At 59.6% G+C, this 416-nt stretch carries 1 protein-coding gene; it reads left to right on the top strand.

Annotation, left to right across the window (positions count from 1 at the left end; genetic code table 11):
* Positions 1-91 precede the first annotated feature (91 nt).
* Positions 92-416: hypothetical protein (locus tag IG78_RS50840; RefSeq protein WP_211267725.1), on the top strand; the 325-nt coding region annotated here is incomplete at its 3' end.

The following is a 416-nucleotide window of genomic DNA, read 5'->3' as shown; positions in this document are numbered from 1 at the left end:
GGCTTGGCAGGGCTTCGGCTGGGCCAACCATTCGAGTCGCCCTTCGGTGTGTCATCGCTCGCGGGTGCCCGTAGTCGGCGAGAATGCCGACATGTCGGCTGCAATTTGGAGTGGTGTCATCGGCGTAGTTGGTGCTCTCGGTGGTTCGGCGCTCACCTTGAAAAGGTCGATATACGGTCCCAAAATTGGTTGGGAAACCGAAGAAAAGCGGTTGAATCTCACTCACCAACAGCAGCTTCACGTTGCGCGGACTGAGCGTCAGCGCGAGTTGTTGGCGGAGTGTCGCGTGGGGCTCCACGACGCGAGGATGGAGTGGGTAGCACATGAGCGGTGGATAAATGGACCAAATCCGCAACGTGAAGACGAACCCGTCTTCGAACCGGTACCGGGGCGCGCCTGGTTTGAGGCGCTTAGGC

The organism is Streptomyces aureocirculatus, assembly GCF_000720475.1.
Classification (GTDB): domain Bacteria; phylum Actinomycetota; class Actinomycetes; order Streptomycetales; family Streptomycetaceae; genus Streptomyces; species Streptomyces aureocirculatus.
Note: the sequence above shows the minus strand (reverse complement) of the source record. Positions and strands in the feature narration are given on the sequence as shown.